General features: G+C 68.9%; 16 protein-coding genes and 1 pseudogene. 8 read left to right on the top strand and 9 right to left on the bottom strand.

All coding sequences use genetic code 11. The features are described from left to right. The first annotated feature begins 11 nt into the window (after window positions 1-11). Both ABGB19_RS23140 and ABGB19_RS23135 read left to right on the top strand, forming a co-directional pair. Complete coding sequence (locus ABGB19_RS23140) at window positions 12-983, top strand: alpha-E domain-containing protein (RefSeq protein WP_347688326.1); 972 nt, start codon at window positions 12-14, stop codon at window positions 981-983. A 32-nt stretch (window positions 984-1,015) separates the two neighbouring features. After that, complete coding sequence (locus tag ABGB19_RS23135) at window positions 1,016-1,855, top strand: transglutaminase family protein (protein WP_347688393.1); 840 nt, start codon at window positions 1,016-1,018, stop codon at window positions 1,853-1,855. 78 nt (window positions 1,856-1,933) lie between these two features. Here the strand turns inward: ABGB19_RS23135 and ABGB19_RS23130 are convergent, their stop codons facing one another. After that, window positions 1,934-2,788, bottom strand: coding sequence for a ribonuclease Z (locus tag ABGB19_RS23130; RefSeq protein WP_347688325.1), 855 nt, complete (start codon window positions 2,786-2,788; stop codon window positions 1,934-1,936). 231 nt (window positions 2,789-3,019) lie between these two features. Between ABGB19_RS23130 and ABGB19_RS23125 the strand changes: the two genes are divergently transcribed. Continuing rightward, entirely contained in the window at window positions 3,020-3,448 is a 429-nt protein-coding gene (locus ABGB19_RS23125) for a CBS domain-containing protein (RefSeq protein ID WP_347688324.1), read from the top strand. Then, window positions 3,441-4,049 carry a GNAT family N-acetyltransferase gene (locus tag ABGB19_RS23120; RefSeq protein ID WP_347688323.1) on the top strand — a complete coding sequence of 203 codons (609 nt, stop codon included), beginning with the start codon at window positions 3,441-3,443 and terminating at the stop codon, window positions 4,047-4,049. The genes ABGB19_RS23125 and ABGB19_RS23120 overlap by 8 nt, the downstream gene beginning before the upstream one ends. A 24-nt stretch (window positions 4,050-4,073) precedes the next feature. On the opposite strand, the gene ABGB19_RS23115 is transcribed toward ABGB19_RS23120, so the two are convergent. Further along, entirely contained in the window at window positions 4,074-4,664 is a 591-nt protein-coding gene (locus tag ABGB19_RS23115) for a type II toxin-antitoxin system PemK/MazF family toxin (protein ID WP_347688322.1), read from the bottom strand. Window positions 4,665-4,696: 32 nt separating this feature from the next. On the opposite strand from ABGB19_RS23115, the pseudogene lepA reads away from it, so the two are divergent. From lepA to ABGB19_RS23100, 3 genes and pseudogenes are all read left to right on the top strand, one after another. Beyond that, window positions 4,697-6,618, top strand: a pseudogene (gene lepA, locus ABGB19_RS23110) (translation elongation factor 4). Window positions 6,619-6,633: 15 nt separating this feature from the next. Further along, a complete protein-coding gene (locus ABGB19_RS23105; RefSeq protein WP_347688321.1) occupies window positions 6,634-7,356 on the top strand; it encodes a sensor domain-containing protein in 723 nt (240 codons plus the stop codon). Between the two features lie 70 nt (window positions 7,357-7,426). Next, the gene (locus tag ABGB19_RS23100) at window positions 7,427-8,128 is read left to right on the top strand and encodes a sensor domain-containing protein (protein ID WP_347688392.1); all 702 of its coding nucleotides are present in this window, start codon (window positions 7,427-7,429) and stop codon (window positions 8,126-8,128) included. Window positions 8,129-8,134: 6 nt separating this feature from the next. Here the strand turns inward: ABGB19_RS23100 and ABGB19_RS23095 are convergent, their stop codons facing one another. The 7 genes from ABGB19_RS23095 to ABGB19_RS23065 all read right to left on the bottom strand — a co-directional run bounded on the left by ABGB19_RS23095 (window position 8,135) and on the right by ABGB19_RS23065 (window position 16,026). Beyond that, the gene (locus ABGB19_RS23095; RefSeq protein WP_347688320.1) at window positions 8,135-8,392 is read right to left on the bottom strand and encodes an ANTAR domain-containing protein; all 258 of its coding nucleotides are present in this window, start codon (window positions 8,390-8,392) and stop codon (window positions 8,135-8,137) included. Between the two features lie 97 nt (window positions 8,393-8,489). Next, window positions 8,490-9,728 carry an MFS transporter gene (locus ABGB19_RS23090; RefSeq protein WP_347688319.1) on the bottom strand — a complete coding sequence of 413 codons (1,239 nt, stop codon included), beginning with the start codon at window positions 9,726-9,728 and terminating at the stop codon, window positions 8,490-8,492. Then, on the bottom strand, window positions 9,725-11,092 hold the full coding sequence (locus ABGB19_RS23085) for a rhodanese-like domain-containing protein (RefSeq protein WP_347688318.1): 1,368 nt from the start codon (window positions 11,090-11,092) through the stop codon (window positions 9,725-9,727). The genes ABGB19_RS23090 and ABGB19_RS23085 overlap by 4 nt, the downstream gene beginning before the upstream one ends. Before the next feature lie 17 nt (window positions 11,093-11,109). Next, window positions 11,110-11,880, bottom strand: coding sequence for a methanethiol S-methyltransferase (gene mddA / locus ABGB19_RS23080; RefSeq protein WP_347688317.1), 771 nt, complete (start codon window positions 11,878-11,880; stop codon window positions 11,110-11,112). A 9-nt stretch (window positions 11,881-11,889) separates the two neighbouring features. Next, window positions 11,890-12,564 (bottom strand): metalloregulator ArsR/SmtB family transcription factor, encoded by a 675-nt coding sequence (locus ABGB19_RS23075; protein ID WP_347688391.1) that lies wholly within the window; start codon window positions 12,562-12,564, stop codon window positions 11,890-11,892. Window positions 12,565-12,701: 137 nt separating this feature from the next. Continuing rightward, entirely contained in the window at window positions 12,702-14,738 is a 2,037-nt protein-coding gene (locus ABGB19_RS23070) for a glycoside hydrolase family 15 protein (protein WP_347688316.1), read from the bottom strand. Between the two features lie 67 nt (window positions 14,739-14,805). Continuing rightward, on the bottom strand, window positions 14,806-16,026 hold the full coding sequence (locus ABGB19_RS23065; RefSeq protein WP_347688315.1) for an FAD-dependent oxidoreductase: 1,221 nt from the start codon (window positions 16,024-16,026) through the stop codon (window positions 14,806-14,808). A gap of 32 nt (window positions 16,027-16,058) precedes the next feature. On the opposite strand from ABGB19_RS23065, the gene ABGB19_RS23060 reads away from it, so the two are divergent. Next, window positions 16,059-16,259, top strand: coding sequence for a hypothetical protein (locus ABGB19_RS23060; RefSeq protein ID WP_347688314.1), 201 nt, complete (start codon window positions 16,059-16,061; stop codon window positions 16,257-16,259). Window positions 16,260-16,610: the final 351 nt, after the last annotated feature.

Here is a 16,610-nt window from a genome sequence, read left to right as displayed (position 1 = left end):
GGTGATGAGACATGTTGGCCCGCAACGCTGAATCGCTGTACTGGCTCGGCCGCTACGTCGAACGTGCCGACGACACCGCGCGCATCCTCGACGTGACCGTGCATCAGCTGCTCGAGGACTCCAGCGTCGACCCCGACCAGGCGTCGCGCACGCTGCTGCGGGTGCTGGGCATCGACCCGCCCGACGAGCCGCTCGACGTCTGGTCGCTGACCGACATCGTCGCGTTCAGTCGGGGCACCGAGGGCTCGATCGTCGACGCGATCTCGGCGGCCCGCGAAAACGCCCGCGGTGCACGGGAAGTGACCTCCACCGAGATCTGGGAATGTCTCAACACCACCTACAACGGGCTGGCCGAACGGGAGCGGGCCGCCAAGCGGCTCGGCCCCCACGAGTTCCTGTCATTCGTCGAGGGCCGCGCGGCGATGTTCGCCGGACTGGCCGACTCGACGCTCTCGCGCGACGACGGCTACCGGTTCATGGTGCTCGGCCGGGCGATTGAGCGCGTCGACATGACGGTCCGGCTGCTGCTGTCGCGGGTCGGGGACAGCGCGTCGTCGCCGGCCTGGGTGACGTTGCTGCGTTCGGCCGGTGCGCACGACACCTACCTGCGCACCTACCGCGGCGTGCTCGACGCCGGCCGCGTCGTCGAGTTCATGCTGCTGGACCGGCTGTTCCCGCGCTCGATCTTCTATTCGCTGCGGCTGGCCGAGCACAGCCTCGACGAATTGATCAACCGCCCGCAAAACCGCCTCGGCGCCACCGCCGAGGCGCAGCGGCTGCTCGGCCGGGCCCGCAGCGAGCTGGAGTTCCTGCGGCCCGGTGTCCTGCTCGAGTCGCTCGAACAGCGGCTGGCCGGTCTGCAGAAGACCTGTTCGGATGTCGGAGAAGCGTTGGCGCTGCAGTACTTCCACTCTGCGCCGTGGGTGGCGTGGCATGACGCCGGGCACAACGGGGCGCTGGTGATCGAGGAAGGCGAGATCTGACCGATGAGCGCTTGCGCGAAGAGCAACAGCTGATGTGGCGGTTGCGGGTGGTGCACTCGACGGGGTATGCGTACAAGTCGCCGGTGACCGCGTCGTTCAACGAGGCGCGGCTGACGCCGCGGTCGGACTCGCGGCAGAACGTCATCCTCAACCGCGTGGAGACCGTGCCTGCGACGCGGTCGTACCGCTACGTCGACTACTGGGGCACCGCCGTCACGGCCTTCGACCTGCACGCCCCCCACACCGAACTGGAGGTGACGTCGTCGTCGGTGGTGGAGACCGACTCGGGCCAGTTGCCCGACGACCGGGTCAGCTGGGACGACCTGGCCTCCGAGGCGGTCATCGACCGCTTCGACGAGGTGCTCTCGCCGACGCACTACACCCCCGACAGCAAGCGCATCCGGCGGGTGGGGCAGCGCCTCATGAAAGACCACGCGCCGCGGGAGGCCGTCACCGCCGCGGCGCGCTGGGTGCACAGCGAACTGGAGTATGTCGCGGGCACCACCGGTGTGCACTCGTCGGGCCTCGACGCGCTGCGCGAAGGCAAGGGCGTATGCCAGGATTTCGCGCACCTGAGCTTGATCCTGCTGCGCGCCATGGGGATTCCCGCTCGCTACGTGTCGGGGTATCTGCACCCGAACGGCAAGGCCGTCGTCGGCGAGACGATCGACGGTCAGAGCCACGCCTGGGTGCAGGCGTGGACGGGCGGCTGGTGGAACTACGACCCCACCAACGACGCCGCGATCAACGAGCAGTACGTCAGCGTCGGCGTCGGCCGCGACTATTCCGACGTCAGCCCCCTCAAGGGGATCTACTCCGGCGAGGGCTCGACCGACCTGGACGTCGTCGTCGAGATCACCCGCCTGGCGTAGGTCCCCGTCCGCCGAAGGTGAATTACCGCTCGAGGAATTGGCGAGAACTCGCACACAACATCACGGTCGGCAACCGAGTCAGGAAGCGTGACACACGCCGGGGTGGATCTCGACGCGGTGCAGGTCGTCGCCGAGCTCGATCTGCCGGTCGAAGTGTTTGGCCGCCAACGCCCGCCACTCATCCTCCTGGCCGGGCGCGATCGCGGGCACGTAGTGCGTGAGGATCAGGATGCCGACACCCGCTCGCGCCGCGGTGGCGGCGGCCTGCTCGACCGACGAGTGGTAGTCGCAGATGTCGCGGATGCGCTGCTGGGGCAACAAGTCGACGAGGTCCTTGCGAATGACGGTGTGCACCAACCCGCCTGCGCCGGTAGCGAGTTCGTCGAGGCTCTCGCACGGCACCGTGTCGCCGGCCAGCACCACCGAGGCGTCGGCGTGCTCGATGCGGAAGCCGATCGTCGGCGCGACGGGCCGATGGTCGGTGGGCGCGACCCTGATCCGCACGCCGTCGCTGCCCCACACCACACCGTCGGTGACCTCCTCCACCTGAACCGACGGCGGGGCGGTGAGATCGGCGTGGTGCGCGATCCGGTAGCCGATGTCGTGGCCGAACGCCTTCAGCGTGGCGTCGACCACCTCGGCGGTGCCCGGCGGACCGATGATCGGCAGGGGTGCCGGATCGGGTCGGAAGGTGGTGATCCACCTGGTGATGAGCAGGTCGCCCAGGTCGGCGATGTGGTCGCTGTGCAGATGCGTCAGCAGCAGGGCCGTCAGCGCATTGGCGCCCACACCCGCGGCGGTCATGCGTTGTTGAACGCCACGGCCGCAGTCGATGAGAAACGTCTGGCCGCCCGCGCGCACCAACGTCGACGGACCGGCGCGATGCGCGTCGGGGACAGGGCTACCGGTGCCCAGCAAGGTGACCTCGATCATGGCCCAGGTATACCCGGCGGGCGGTGCTCGCGGGCGCTATTCGCGGCCGGCTGCGCGGAAAGCCTTGCCCGACCGCCGATCCGATGTGCCGGACCGCCCGGGGAGGGAACCCGCGCCCAGGCGGGGACGCCGGGCGACGCGACTCGCCGCGTGCGGACCCGGCCAAAGTGCTTTCACCCGACACTCCGGCGACCTAGCCTGGTGTGAGGGACATCACGAGCGGAGGCGGAGATGCGTATCGCGGACGTGTTGCGGAACAAGGGCGCGGCGGTCGCCACGATCACGCCGGAAACCTCGGTCGCGGGGCTGCTGACCGAACTGACGGTGCACAACATCGGCGCAATGATCGTGGTCTCACCCGACGGACTGGTCGGCATCGTCTCGGAGCGCGACGTCGTGCGGGCACTGCACCGCCGGGGCGCCGACCTGCTCACCCAACCGGTGTCGGAGATCATGACCACGCTGGTCGCGACGTGCGCCCCCGGGGATTCCGTGGACAGCCTCAGCGCGTTGATGACCACCAACCGGGTGCGGCATGTGCCGGTGGTGGAGAACGGCAGGCTGTGCGGCATCGTCAGCATCGGCGACGTGGTCAAGACTCGGATGGAAGAGCTCGAGACCCAGCAGGAGCAGTTGCAGGCCTACATCACCCGTGGCTGACGTCGAGGTCGCGCCTGCGAGGCAACGCGCCGCCCGCCGGATCGGCACGGTGCTGGCGCGCGCCTTCTACGAGGACCCCGTCACGTCGTGGATGTTGCCCGACGACCGCACCCGCTTGAAGGCGCTGACCAGGGCGTTCACCGGGCTGGCGCGGCTGCACTTCCTGCCGCGCGGAGGATCCGAGGTGGCGCAGCGTGCCAACGCCATCGGCGGGGCGACGCTGTGGGATCCGCCGGGTCAGCGCAAGGCATCGCGGGTGGAGGAGCTGCTCAGCATGCCGGTGATGATGTGGTCGTTCCGCTCCCGCGTCTCCGAGCTTGCGCAGGTACAGGAACTCATGGAGAAGAGCCATCCCGAAGAGCCGCACTGGTATCTGATGCTGATAGGCAGCGACCCGTCGGTGCGCGGCGCGGGGTTCGGGCAGGCCCTTATGCGCTCGCGCCTCGACCGCTGCGACGCCGAGCGCGTTCCGGCCTACCTCGAGAACAGCAACCCGCGCAACGAGGCGTACTACCTGCGCTTCGGGTTCGAAGTGATCGGCGAGATCACGCTGCCCGACGGCGGGCCGAGCATGTGGCCGATGTGGCGCGACCCGCGCTGACGCACGCTTACGCAATCCGACCGGCTAGCTCCAGGAGTAGTGGGTGCGCAGGCGGGTGGCGATGATCTCGAACTTATCGCGCTCGAGGATCGCGCCTTCGCGGCGGATGCCCTCCTCGGGGACATCGAGCACCCGGTCCAGGCGCACCCAGCTCTGCCGGCTCTCGTAGTCCCAGCCGCCGCTGCCGATCGCGACCCAGTCGGGGTCGTCGCGGTGATGGTCCTGGCTGGACAGCATGAGGCCGAGCAGCGTGGAGCGGTCGCGGCCGACGACGAGCACCGGGCGGTCCTTGCCTCGGGTCGGGTCGTCCTCGTAGACCACCCAGGTCCAGACGATCTCGCCGGGGTCGGCGCGGCCGTCGAGGTCGGGTGCGTACACCAGCTTGCGCGCGCGGTGCGCCGTCGGCACGAAGTTGCGGCTGACCGGCCGGCCCGCGGTGATGGCGGGTACCTCGTCCCGCGGCGGACCCGCGAGCACGTCAATACCTATCCGGATGCCCTGCTGAATGCCGCGTTGCACGGTTTCGGACTGGCCGATCTGACGGATGAACTTCGGCGCCTCGTTGAACACCAAATTCTCCGCGAACTTCTGGAATGTCTTCCATGGCGGAGCCATGACTCGAGCATAACGAGGCCCGCTCCGGCGCGATTGTGTGCGCGCGGCCTCACCTGGATACGCTGGTAATTCACCCGGACCGTCCCACCAGGAGATTCCCATCAGCACTTTCGCCGACAAGACCTTCACGGCGCCGGCGCAGATCCGGAACTTCTGCATCATCGCCCACATCGACCACGGCAAGTCGACGTTGGCCGACCGGATGCTGCAACTCACCGGGGTGGTCGCCGACCGCGATATGCGTGCGCAGTACCTGGACCGGATGGACATCGAGCGGGAACGTGGGATCACGATCAAGGCGCAGAACGTCCGGCTGCCGTGGAAGGTCGACGACACCGAGTACGTGCTGCACCTGATCGACACCCCGGGCCACGTCGACTTCACCTATGAGGTCTCGCGGGCGCTCGAAGCGTGCGAGGGTGCGGTGCTGCTGGTCGACGCCGCCCAGGGCATCGAGGCGCAGACGCTGGCCAACCTGTACCTGGCGCTGGACCGCGACCTGCACATCATCCCGGTGCTCAACAAGATCGACCTGCCCGCGGCCGATCCGGACCGCTACGCCGCCGAGATCGCCCACATCATCGGCTGCGAACCCGAAGACGTGCTGCGCGTCTCGGGCAAGACCGGTGCCGGCGTGCGCGAACTGCTCGACCACGTGGTCCGGGAGGTGCCGCCGCCGGTCGGCGACGCCGACGCCCCGGCCAGGGCGATGATCTTCGACTCGGTCTACGACACCTACCGCGGCGTGGTGACCTACGTCCGGGTCGTCGACGGCAAGATCGTCCCGCGCGAGCGCATCAAGATGATGTCCACCGGCGCCACCCACGAACTGCTCGAGGTCGGCATCGTCTCGCCGGAGCCGAAACCCTCCGACGGGCTCGGCGTCGGCGAGGTCGGCTACCTCATCACCGGTGTGAAGGATGTGCGCCAGAGCAAGGTCGGCGACACCGTTACCAGCGCGCGCAACGGCGCCGAGAATCCGCTGACCGGCTACCGTGAGCCGCGGCCGATGGTCTACTCGGGGTTGTATCCCGTCGACGGCTCCGACTACCCGGACCTGCGCGAGGCGCTGGACAAACTGCAGCTCAACGACGCCGCGCTGACCTACGAGCCGGAGACCTCGGTGGCGCTGGGATTCGGTTTCCGCAGCGGCTTTCTCGGCCTGCTGCACATGGAGATCACCCGCGAGCGCCTCGAGCGCGAGTTCAACCTCGACCTGATCTCCACCTCGCCGAACGTCGTCTACCGCGTGATAACCGAGGGGACGGCGCCCGATGATCCAGGGCTCGTCGTCACCAACCCGTCGGACTGGCCGGACGGCAAGATCCGCACGGTCTACGAGCCGGTGGTGAAGACCACGATCATCGCGCCCAGCGAATTCATCGGCACCATCATGGAGCTGTGCCAGTCGCGGCGCGGCGAGCTCGGCGGCATGGACTACCTCTCTCCCGAGCGGGTGGAGCTGCGGTACACGATGCCGCTGGGCGAGATCATCTTCGACTTCTTCGACGCGCTGAAGTCGCGTACCCGCGGCTACGCCAGCCTGGACTACGAGGAGGCCGGCGAGCAGGAGGCCGAGCTCGTCAAGGTCGACATCCTGCTGCAGGGCGAGCCGGTCGACGCGTTCAGTGCGATCGTTCACCAGGAGTCGGCGTACGCCTACGGCAACAAGATGACGACCAAGCTCAAGGAGCTGATTCCGCGCCAGCAGTTCGAGGTTCCGGTGCAGGCGGCCATCGGTTCGAAGATCATTGCTCGCGAAAACATCCGCGCGATCCGCAAAGACGTGCTATCGAAGTGCTACGGCGGCGACATCACGCGCAAGCGCAAGCTGCTCGAGAAGCAGAAGGAAGGCAAGAAGCGGATGAAGACCATCGGCCGGGTCGAGGTGCCGCAGGAGGCGTTCGTCGCGGCGCTGTCCACCGATTCGTCCGCCGACAAGGCCAAGAAGTAGCCGGCCCCCCTGACGATGATGCGCTCGGCGGCGATGGCGATGGCGGCGGTGGGCGCAGCCGCGATGCTCGCCGGCTGCTCGGCCCCGTCCGCCCCGGCGCCGGCCGTGCAGGTCGCCGAGGCCGTCCAGCCGACACCGGACCGTGCGCTGACCCTGGCCATGCCGACCGCCGACGAGTTGGCGAGCATGCTGGGCGCCAGCGGGTTCATGGGCCAACTCGTCGAGGGCGGTCCCGACATGCTGCTGCAGGGGGTGCGCGAGGCCGAGGCGACCCCCGTCGACTGCGTGAGCACCCGCTACCAACTGCAGAAGGTGGTGTACGAGGCCAGTCCGGTGCGGTCGGTGGCCAGCCAGTCGTGGGCGGGCGGCGACGCCGACGGGCCGTCGGCGACGGGGTTTTTCGGCGTCGTGCAATTCGGTGACCCCGCCGCCGCGCAAGCCTTCTTCGGCGCCTCGGCCGACAAGTGGCACCGGTGCAACGGCCAGACGCTGGTGCTGACCCAGCCCGACCGCGGCACGCAGGGCGCGAGCCGGATCAGCGACGTGGGAGTCGAGGACAGGATCGTCTCGGCGGTGGTGATGCACGACGCGGGGTCGACGATCCAGCGGGCGCTCGGGATCGCCTCGGACTGCATTGTCGACGTGGAGATCTCCGACGTCGCGGGAACCAGCGCACCGGGCGCGAGCGATGCGGTCGCGGTCGCGAACCTGATGCTGCAGAAGATGGGGGTCTCGTGACGGCGGGGACGGAATTGACGGCCGCCGCACGTATTTGCCATACGTCGGTCACAATAACGCGGTGACCTACATCGGTACGACGGCCCGGGCCTGCGCGGCGGGCGTCGTCTTGGCGGCATCGGTACTGCTCTCCGGCTGTGTGAGCACGGTCGCGGGGACGGCGGTGCGCGGGCAGGGCGGAGGCCGGCAGGACGTGCCGCCGCTGTCCGCCTCGAAGCTCGACGATGTGTTGCTGTCGATCGGCGAGCTCAACGGCATCATGGGCTCCACCACGATGACGGTCACCAGTGAGCTCGAGGAGATGACCGACCACTCCGACCAGGTGTCCGACAGCGACTGCCTCGGTGCCATCTACGGCGCCGAGGAGCCGGTGTACGCGGGCAGCGGATGGACTGACGTGCGCGATCAGGTGGCGCGCGAGCCCGACGAGGACAACAACCACTGGGTGGAGCAGACCGCGGTGTTGTACCCGTCGGCCGAGAAGGCCAGCAAGTTCTTCGACGAGTCGGCATCGGCATGGGAAAACTGCGCGAACTCGACGGTGGCCGTGGATGATTCGGGCTTGTCGTATCTGTGGGACCTGGACGACGTGATCACCGAGGACACGTTGATCACCCAGGTCACCACGCAGCAGGACGCCGACGGCTGGGCCTGCCAGCACGCGCTGTCGGTGGTGTCCAACCTGACCGTCGAGGCGTGGGCGTGCGGGTACGGCATCGGCGACGAGGCGGCCACGATCGCCACCGACATGGTGGCCAACGCGGCCGAGTAGGCCCCGCTACGCGGGACTCAGCTCCCGGCGCCCGACCAGCTCACCCCACACGGTGAACGCTTCGGCGTGGGCTGCACACGCCTGACCGCTGGCCAGTGCGACGAGCCCCGCGGCGATGCTGCCGATCCCGACACCGGTCTGGTTGACCACCCGCACGAGTTCGTCGAAGGCCTCGCGCTGGGTGCAGCCGCGCAGTCCCACCAGAATGCCGGTGGCGACGTCGATCACGCGCCGCGAGGTGTCGGCTTCGGGGCGATAGCTCATGACGGCCATGGTGCGCGCCGAATGCCCAACCGAGAAGATTTCGGCGCGACTAGACGCAAAGTCGCAACAAACCCGTCGTCCTATCGCTACGTCGCATTCAAACCCGGTGCGTCTCGTACATCCGCACCGCCACCACGAGTCCCGAGACGACGGTGATGCCCGCGGCGACCCACACCGCGGCCCGCAGACCCCACAGGTCCGCCGCACCGCCTCCGACGATCGCCCCGGCGGCATAGCCGCTGTCCCGCCAGAGTCGATAGACCCCGACGGCGCGGGCCCGCCACAGCGGATGGGCGACATCGCCGACCGCGGCCAGCAGCGTGGGATAGACCATGGCCGTGCCCGCGCCGAGTAGTGCGCCGGCGACGATCCACCAGGTGAAGGTGTCGACGCTCGCGATCAGCCCCAGCGCGCCCGCCTGGGTGAGCATGCCCGCGGTGATCAGATGCTTGCGGCCCCAGCGGTCCGACAGCGCACCGGTGAGGATCTGACCGACGCCCCACACGGCGGGATACACCGCGACGAGGATGCCGATGCGCTCGATCGACATGCCGGTGCTGGCGAACAGGATCGGGAACAGGCCCCATGACAGCCCGAAGTTGAGGTTGTTGACCAGGCCGGCCTGGCTCGCCGACGACAGCGCGGGCTCGGTGAAGGTGGTGAGGGCGAAGATCTCGCGGTTCGTCGTGTGGGCGCCTGCGCTCTCGTGGTGCAGGTCGGCCTCTAGGCGGGCGTGACCGCGCGTCTCGTGCACCAGCACCGCGCTGACGGCGAGCCCGATCACCGCGTAGCACAGACCGAGCAGAAACGGTGCGGGCCGCAATCCGTAGTGGGCGGCGAGATATCCGGCGAGCACGGCGGTCACCGCGACGGCGCCGTACCCGGCGGCTTCGTTGAAACCCATCGCCAGGCCGCGCTGGCGCGGACCGACGAGGTCGATCTTCATCACCACGGTCGTCGACCAGGTGAGCCCCTGACTGAGTCCGAGCAGCACGTTGGCGGCGACGACCCACCCCCAGGACGGCGCCCAGATCAGCAGCAGCGGTACCGGGATCGCGAGCAACCAGCCCGCCACCAGGACGGGTTTGCGACCGAAGCGGTCCGACCACGTGCCCGCGAAGTAGTTCGCCGCGGCTTTGGTGATCCCGAACGCGAGCACATAGGTGAGCAGGAACGTGTAGCCGGTCAGGTGGAAGTGTCGCTCGGCCAGCAGTGGCAACACCGTCTGTTCCTGGCCCACCATGCCGCCGACAAGGGCGTTGACGGCCACGAGGAGGGAGAACTGAAAGAGGTTGGCGCGCAACCCGAGCCGCGCCGGATGGGGCTTGACCGTCATGACCCTGTCTCGAGTCGGCTGCCGGTGGCCTCGGCCCAGTCGCCGGGTCCGCCGTCGAGCACCACCAGGTCGCGATGCCCTGCGGCCTCCAGCAGGCTCGCCGCGCCCATCGCGCGTTCGCCGTGGCCGCACATCACCACCGTGGGCCGGTCGGGGACATCGGCGGCCCGGTCCCCGACATCGCCGAGCTCGATGTGCAGGGCGCCGGGCAGGTGGCCGCTGTCGAATTCCGACTGCTGCCGGATGTCGAGAACGCGGCGACCGTCGATGTCGCCCGGTCGTATGAGCGGGATGCTCGCGGCGTCGTGGCCCGCCGCCAGCCAGGCGGTCATGCCGCCGCGCAGTTCGCCGACGATGGTGTCGTAGCCGATCTTGGCCGCCTGCCAAGCGATCTCGGCCGGGTCCTGGTCGTCGTCGCGCACGATGATCAGTGGCCGGTCATTCGGCGCCAGCCACCCGAGCCAGCTGGCGAAGACCGGCCGCAGGGGGATCGAGATCGCCCCGCGCACATGGCCTGCCGCGAACCGGTCCAGCGGTCGGGCATCGACCAGCACGGCGCCGTCGGCCAACCTGGCGGACACCTCGCCGACGTCCAGTGCGGCCGGCACCGGCTCGCCGTCGAGCAGCGGCGGGCCGATCCGGTTGAGCTCACCCAGCCTGCGGAAGTACGGCGGATAGCTGCCCAGCGATCCGAGAAGCCTTTCGACGAACGTATTCTCGTCCGGTGCGGCCAGTAGCGGGTTGGTGGCGAGTTCGCGGGCGATGGCGCTCGTCCGGTCCGTCCCCGGCGGCGCCGAGCATAACGATCCCGCGCCGTGGGTCGGCCACACGCCGACCTCGCCGGGCAGCTCGGCCAGCCGTCGCAACGACGCGTACTGCGCGCGGGTGAGCTCGTCGGTCCGCTCCTCTGAGACCAGGTCCGTGCGCGCCGCCGAGCCCACGATCAGCGAGCCGCCCGAGAAGACGCCGACCTCGCGGTCGCCGTCGAGCAGCAGGAACGCCATGTGCTCGTGGGTGTGGCCGGGTGTCAGCAGCGCACGAAGTCGCAGACCACCGAGGTCGACCTCGTCACCGTCGTCCAGCCCGGTGTGCGCGAACTCGCGGTGACCTGCCGCCGACGCCAGCACCTGCGTTCCCTGATTCGCGGCGAGTTGCCGTGCGCCGGAGAGGAAGTCGGCATGCAGGTGAGTGTCGGCGGCGAAGGCCACCGACAAGCCCCGCTCGGCCGCGGCGGCATGGACCGCCCGCAGGTCGCGGCTGACGTCGACGGCCAGCGCGCGGCCGTCACCGAGGTCGACGAGGTATGCCGAGTTGCCGAGGCCCTCGTCGACGATCGGCAGCAGGTCGACGCCGGATGCCCTCATCGCGGTGTCCTGCCGGATCATGCCGGGCGCGCGGTGGTGTCGGGTGCCGAATCGCCGCCGTGCCGGTGCAGGCCGGGGATCAGCATTCCGGTCCGGCTGCGGTACCGGCGGTAGTCGTCGCCGAGTGCGGCGGTCAGGTCGTGTTCCTCGAGCTGGATCGCGACGAGGATGTAGCCCGTCGTCGCGGTGGCGAAGAGCAAATGGCCCGCGGTCATGGTGGGCGTGGCCCAGAACGCGACGATGAACCCCACCATGATCGGGTGGCGCACAGTGCGATACAGCATCGACGTGCGGAACTCCAGATCGGTGTACGGTTGGCCGCGCCACGCCAGATACACCTGGCGCAGCCCGAACAGGTCGAAGTGGTTGATCATGAACGTCGACGCCAGAACGGTCAGCCAGCCCACCGCGAACAAGGTCCACAGCAGGAACCGCCCCGGCGGCCAGGCGACGTCCCAGACGATCGCCGGCATGGTGCGCCACTGCCAGTAGAGCAGGACCAGCGCCAGGCTCGCGATCAGGACATAGGTGCTGCGCTCGACCGTCGCCGGCACCAACCGCGTCCACCACCGCTTGAACCCCGGCCGCGCCATCACGCTGTGCTGCACGGCGAACAGCCCGAGCAGCAGCACGTTGACGACGATGGCCTCACCCAGTGACGCCTGTACGCCGTGATCGATGCTGCGCGGCACCACGACGTTGCCGACGAAGCCGATCGCGTACAGGAAGGTCACGAGGAATACGACATAGCACACGGCTCCGTAGCCGATGGTGAGTGAGCGCTTCATGGTGTCCTCCTACGACGCCGTGCGGACCGGGCGACCCGCAAGCCTCCATTCCGGGAATCCCTCGGAAAGCCGTTGTGCTGGAAGGCCGTTAGCGCGCAACAACGCCACCGCCTCGTCGGCGTAGACACAGTAGGGCCCTCGGCAGTACGCGATGTACTCCTTGTCGGGCCGAAGCTCGGGGAGTCGGGCTTCAAGGTCGGACACCGGCATGGAACGCGCTCCGGCGATGTGTCCGGCCGAGTACTCCTGCGCCGGACGGACATCGAGCAGCACGACGTCGTCGTCGGCCAGGCGCCGGGCCAGCTCGTCGGGCGTCACGGGTTCGAAACCGTCGCGGTCGCCGAGGAAGTCACGCACGACGCGGTCCACCTCGGCGAGGTGCTGTTCGGCGGTGTGCCGCAGCGCCAGCATGAGCGCGAGCACCTCAGGCCCGGCGAGCCGGTAATGCACGAACAGTCCCTCGCGTCGGGTGTGCACCAGCTGTGCCTGCCGCAACTGCTGAAGGTGGCGCGACGCGTTGGCGACCGACAGTCCGGTTTCGGCCGCCACGGACTCCACGCTGCGTTCACCCTGCGCCAGAACCTCGAGGATCTCCAGACGGGGAGCGCTGCCCAGCGCCTTGCCGATTCGGGCGAATTCCGCGTACAGCCGGTTCTTGAAGTCCCGCTTCACCGCGGGGTCCATAATCACCAATTCAATGTAATTCGTGAATAACGAGATGGGAAGCCTCAATCCCGAGCGGGCTGTGCGGTTTCATTCGCGACGCGCCGCGGGGTGCGCAAGACACCGCACAACCGCGCCTGGCCCAGCTCGCGCCAGGGCTACATCGGGGCGTTGGCGGGCACGAACACCCCGGAGCTATCGGCTTCCTCCTCGGCGCGGATCACGTGCACCACCGCGTTGATCAGCGCCAGGTGGGTGAATGCCTGCGGGAAGTTGCCCAGATGCCTGCCGGTGCGCGGCTCGATCTCCTCGGCGTACAGGTGCAGCGGGCTGGCGAACGACAGCAGCCGCTCGCACAGATGCTTGGCCCGGTGGATCTCGCCGATCTCGACGAGCGCGGAGACCAGCCAGAACGAGCAGATCGTGAACGTGCCCTCCTCGCCGGACAGGCCGTCGTCGGTCTCCTCGACCCGGTACCGCAGCACCAGCCCTTCCTCGGTCAGCTCGTCGGCGATCGCCAGCACGGTGGCCCGCACCCGCGGGTCGTCGGGCGGCAGGAACCGGGTCAGCACCGCCAGCAGCAGCGAGGCGTCCAGCGCGTCGTCGTCGTAGCGCTGGGTCATCACCCCGCGCGCGTCCACACCGTGCTTGAGCACGTCGGCCTTGATCTCCTCGGCGATGGCCCGCCACTGCTGGGCATAGCTCTTCTCGCCCTGCAGTTCGGCCAGCTTGGACCCGCGGTCCAGCGCCACCCAGCACATGATCTTGCTGGAGGTGAAGTGCTGCGGCTCACCGCGCACCTCCCAGATGCCGCGGTCGGGCTCCTTCCAGTGCTTGATCGCCTCCTCGACCTGTTGTTTGAGCACCGGCCACAGCGTGTCGGAGATATGCTCGCGCGACTTCGCGTGCAGGTACACCGAATCCAGCATCGTGCCCCAGATGTCGTGCTGCATCTGGTCGTACGCGCCGTTGCCGATGCGCACCGGGCGCGCGCCGTCGTAGCCGGACAGGTGGTGCAGCTCCTCCTCGTCCAGCGTGCGTTCGCCGCCGACGGCGTACATCACCTGAAGCGGATGGCGCTCACCGTTGTTCGCACCCGACACGTCGGCGATGAACGCGAAGAAATCGTCGGCCTCGCGGTCCAGGCCCAGCGTGTAGAGACCCCACAGCGCGAACGTCGAGTCACGGACCCAGGCGTAGCGGTAGTCCCAGTTGCGCTCGCCCTGAGGGGTTTCCGGCAACGACGTGGTCGGCGCGGCCAGCAGCGCACCGGTCGGCGAGTACGTCAGCCCCTTGAGCGTCAACGCGCTGCGCTGCAGATAGGCCCGCCACGGGTGGTCGGGGAAGTCGCCGATGTTGATCCACTGGCGCCAGCACTCGCTGGTCTGCCACATCTTGTCGGCCGCCTCGTCGTAGGTCTGCGGCGCCGGGTGCTTGGACCACGACAGCGCGACGAACGCGTTGTCGCCCTCCTTCATCCGCGTGCGGGCCCGCGCCTCGTGGCCCTCCAGGCCCAGCCGCAGGTTCGTGGTGAGCCGCAGCGTCGGGTGCGCGTCGGGGTCGCGGCTGGCGCGCGCGATCGCCTCGCCGTACGCCTGGGCCGAGTACTCCCACGTCGCCGCGGTGCGGTGGTAGTCGAAGGCAGGCTCGCAGTTCATCACCAGTTCGACGGTGCCGCTCACACAACGCACGGTGCGCAGCAGAATGTGCTCGGCGTCCCAGTCCATCGGCGTGCGGCGATGCGTGCGCGAGCGAGCCTCGAGGTCGTGCCACGGACCCATCACCAGCGCCTCGCGCACGATCAGCCAGCCGGTGTGGGTCTGCCACGTGGTCTCGAGGATCAGGCTGCCGGGTAGGTAGCGGCGGGCGGCGGGCACGGAAACCCCGTACGGGCCGAGCCGGAAGTGGCCGGCGCTGCGGTCGAGGATCGCGCCGAAGACGCTGGGGGAGTCCGGTCGGGGCACACACAGCCACTCGATCGAGCCGGCCGAGGAGATCAGGCACGTGTTCTCGCAGTCGGACAGAAACCCGTAGTCGGCGATCGGCGGAAAGGGGTTCCGCAACGCCCCGGTCGGCGCGTAGGGCGTCGGCGCCGTCACCGTCAGCGGGGTGCTCGACGAGACGGCGGGCGCGCGTTTGAGCCCGTTATCGGTCTCCGAAGAGGCATCCGACGGCCCGGTCTGTTGCAGAACCATGCCGACATCATCGACTGCCGACGTGCCCGGCGTCCACTCGTCGCCGCGTGTTGACGCGGGTCTGTGATCAGCGGCGGGCAAACGCCGGAATGTGTTCGGGAAGAGGTCCGATAGCGACCCCGTACCCCGCCACGGTGCGCAGGAACGGCACCTTCGACGCCATCCGCACGACCCGCGGTGCCGCCGCGGGTCCGGTCGACGTCACCGCCACCGCGATGACGTAGCGGTGGATCAGTCGCTGGACGGACTGGATGAGGACCGCGGGCAGCCACCGCCGGGCCTGGATGCGGGCCAGGTGGCGGGTCGAGACGGTGCCGGAGCGCAGGGGGCCCGCGAGCACCCGGCCGGCCGCGACCGCGTCGGCGACGGCGAGGTTGATCCCGACCCCACCCACCGGCGACATCGCGTGGGCGGCGTCGCCGATCAGCAGCAGACCGTCGGCGTACCAGCGCCGCAACCGGTTGAGCTGGACGTCGAGCAGCTTGACGTCGTCGAAGGAGGTGACGGCGGTGACGTGATCGGCCAGCCACGGCACCAGCGCCACGACCCCGCGGTGCAGCGACGCGATGCCCTGCGCGCGCAGCTCACGGTCGCGGCCCTTGGGGATGACGTAGGCGCACTGGAAGTAGTCACCGCGGTCGATGACGATCTGTGCCTGCCCCGCCCCGAGTACACCGGCCAGGCCGTGCGGGTCGTCGGGGTTGCGGGGCAGCCGGAACCACCACACGTCCATCGGCGCCCCGAAGTTCCTCGGCCGCATTCCCATCGCGGTGCGCAGCGTCGAGGAGCGGCCGTCGCAGGCGACGGTCAGTGCGGCGCGCATCTGGCGTTCCTCGCCGTCGGCGCCGCGGTAGCGCACGCCGGCCACTCGACCGCCCGCGCCGAGTACCGGGCCCAGCACCTCGGTGCTGCGCAACAGCGTGAACGTCGGCTCCTTCTCGGCGGCCGAGGCCAGCAGTTCCAGGAAATCCCATTGCGGAACCAGCGCAATGTGCTTGTGCGGGCCCGGGATTCGGCGCAGGTCCATGGTGACCTCGGTACCCTGCACCGTCATCACCAGGGTGTCGATCTCGCGATGCGGCACGTCGGCGAACCGGTCGGTCAGGCCTAGCTCGTCGAGCATCCGCAGCGTGCTGGCGTGCACGGTGTCGCCGCGGAAGTCGCGCAGGAAGTCGGCGTGCTTCTCCATCACCGTGACGTCGACTCCGGCGCGGGCGAGCAGGAGCCCGAGCATGATGCCCGCGGGGCCGCCGCCGACCACGATGCAGGTGGTGTCCTCAGCCGGCACGGGGTCATCTTCGCATCGCCTAGGCTGGCGGCGTGGGCGGCTTCCTCAATTGGTGGGACGGGGTCGAACTCTGGCTCTCCGGGCTGTCGTTCGTCGCCCAGACCGCCGTGGTGATGCCGGTGGTGCTCCTCCTGGCCTATGGGATGGCCGTTGTGCTCGACGGTGCGCTGGGCAACGGGATCCGGTTGCTGCACCGGGTGCGCCACCACGACGAGGACGCCGACCACCGATGAGCGCTTGCGCGAAGAGCAACAGGTCATGAGCGGCGGCATGCCCCGCTCACGGGTGACGTTGGTGCTGGTCATCCTGGTGCTGCTGGTCCTCGTCACGTGGCTGCTGACGCGCTGACCGGGTTCGGCTTGACCGGGCGATGAGCGCCAACTCTGTTATTGTTCGCGCCATGCGCACAGCGTCCGGCAACAAGAGCGGCCACATCCTGGCCCTCATTGCCGTGGGATTCACTGCTGTCGCAGACGTCTGTTGTTGTCGCTGACTCCATGCCCGTCCGCGGTCTGGTGTCGGTAGTGGCTGCCATTCGGTCCAGATACTGATCCCTCGCCTTGCCGTCGTGACGGTTCCCCCGT

This window comes from Mycobacterium sp. B14F4 (assembly GCF_039871645.1).
Classification (GTDB): domain Bacteria; phylum Actinomycetota; class Actinomycetes; order Mycobacteriales; family Mycobacteriaceae; genus Mycobacterium.
The sequence above is the reverse complement of the archived record's forward strand: the minus strand, read 5'-3'. Positions and strand labels throughout refer to the sequence as shown.

Excerpts from the sequence above, each read along its gene's own strand:
- ABGB19_RS23125 (WP_347688324.1), top strand. The coding sequence starts at position 3,020 with ATGCGTATCGCGGACGTGTTGCGGAACAAGGGCGCGGCGGTCGCCACG.
- mddA (WP_347688317.1), bottom strand. The coding sequence starts at position 11,880 with ATGAAGCGCTCACTCACCATCGGCTACGGAGCCGTGTGCTATGTCGTA.
- ABGB19_RS23135 (WP_347688393.1), top strand. The coding sequence starts at position 1,016 with ATGTGGCGGTTGCGGGTGGTGCACTCGACGGGGTATGCGTACAAGTCG.
- ABGB19_RS23095 (WP_347688320.1), bottom strand. The coding sequence starts at position 8,392 with ATGAGCTATCGCCCCGAAGCCGACACCTCGCGGCGCGTGATCGACGTC.
- ABGB19_RS23105 (WP_347688321.1), top strand. The coding sequence starts at position 6,634 with ATGATGCGCTCGGCGGCGATGGCGATGGCGGCGGTGGGCGCAGCCGCG.
- ABGB19_RS23130 (WP_347688325.1), bottom strand. The coding sequence starts at position 2,788 with ATGATCGAGGTCACCTTGCTGGGCACCGGTAGCCCTGTCCCCGACGCG.
- ABGB19_RS23115 (WP_347688322.1), bottom strand. The coding sequence starts at position 4,664 with ATGGCTCCGCCATGGAAGACATTCCAGAAGTTCGCGGAGAATTTGGTG.
- ABGB19_RS23075 (WP_347688391.1), bottom strand. The coding sequence starts at position 12,564 with ATGGACCCCGCGGTGAAGCGGGACTTCAAGAACCGGCTGTACGCGGAA.
- ABGB19_RS23070 (WP_347688316.1), bottom strand. The coding sequence starts at position 14,738 with ATGGTTCTGCAACAGACCGGGCCGTCGGATGCCTCTTCGGAGACCGAT.
- ABGB19_RS23140 (WP_347688326.1), top strand. The coding sequence starts at position 12 with ATGTTGGCCCGCAACGCTGAATCGCTGTACTGGCTCGGCCGCTACGTC.
- ABGB19_RS23090 (WP_347688319.1), bottom strand. The coding sequence starts at position 9,728 with ATGACGGTCAAGCCCCATCCGGCGCGGCTCGGGTTGCGCGCCAACCTC.
- ABGB19_RS23085 (WP_347688318.1), bottom strand. The coding sequence starts at position 11,092 with ATGAGGGCATCCGGCGTCGACCTGCTGCCGATCGTCGACGAGGGCCTC.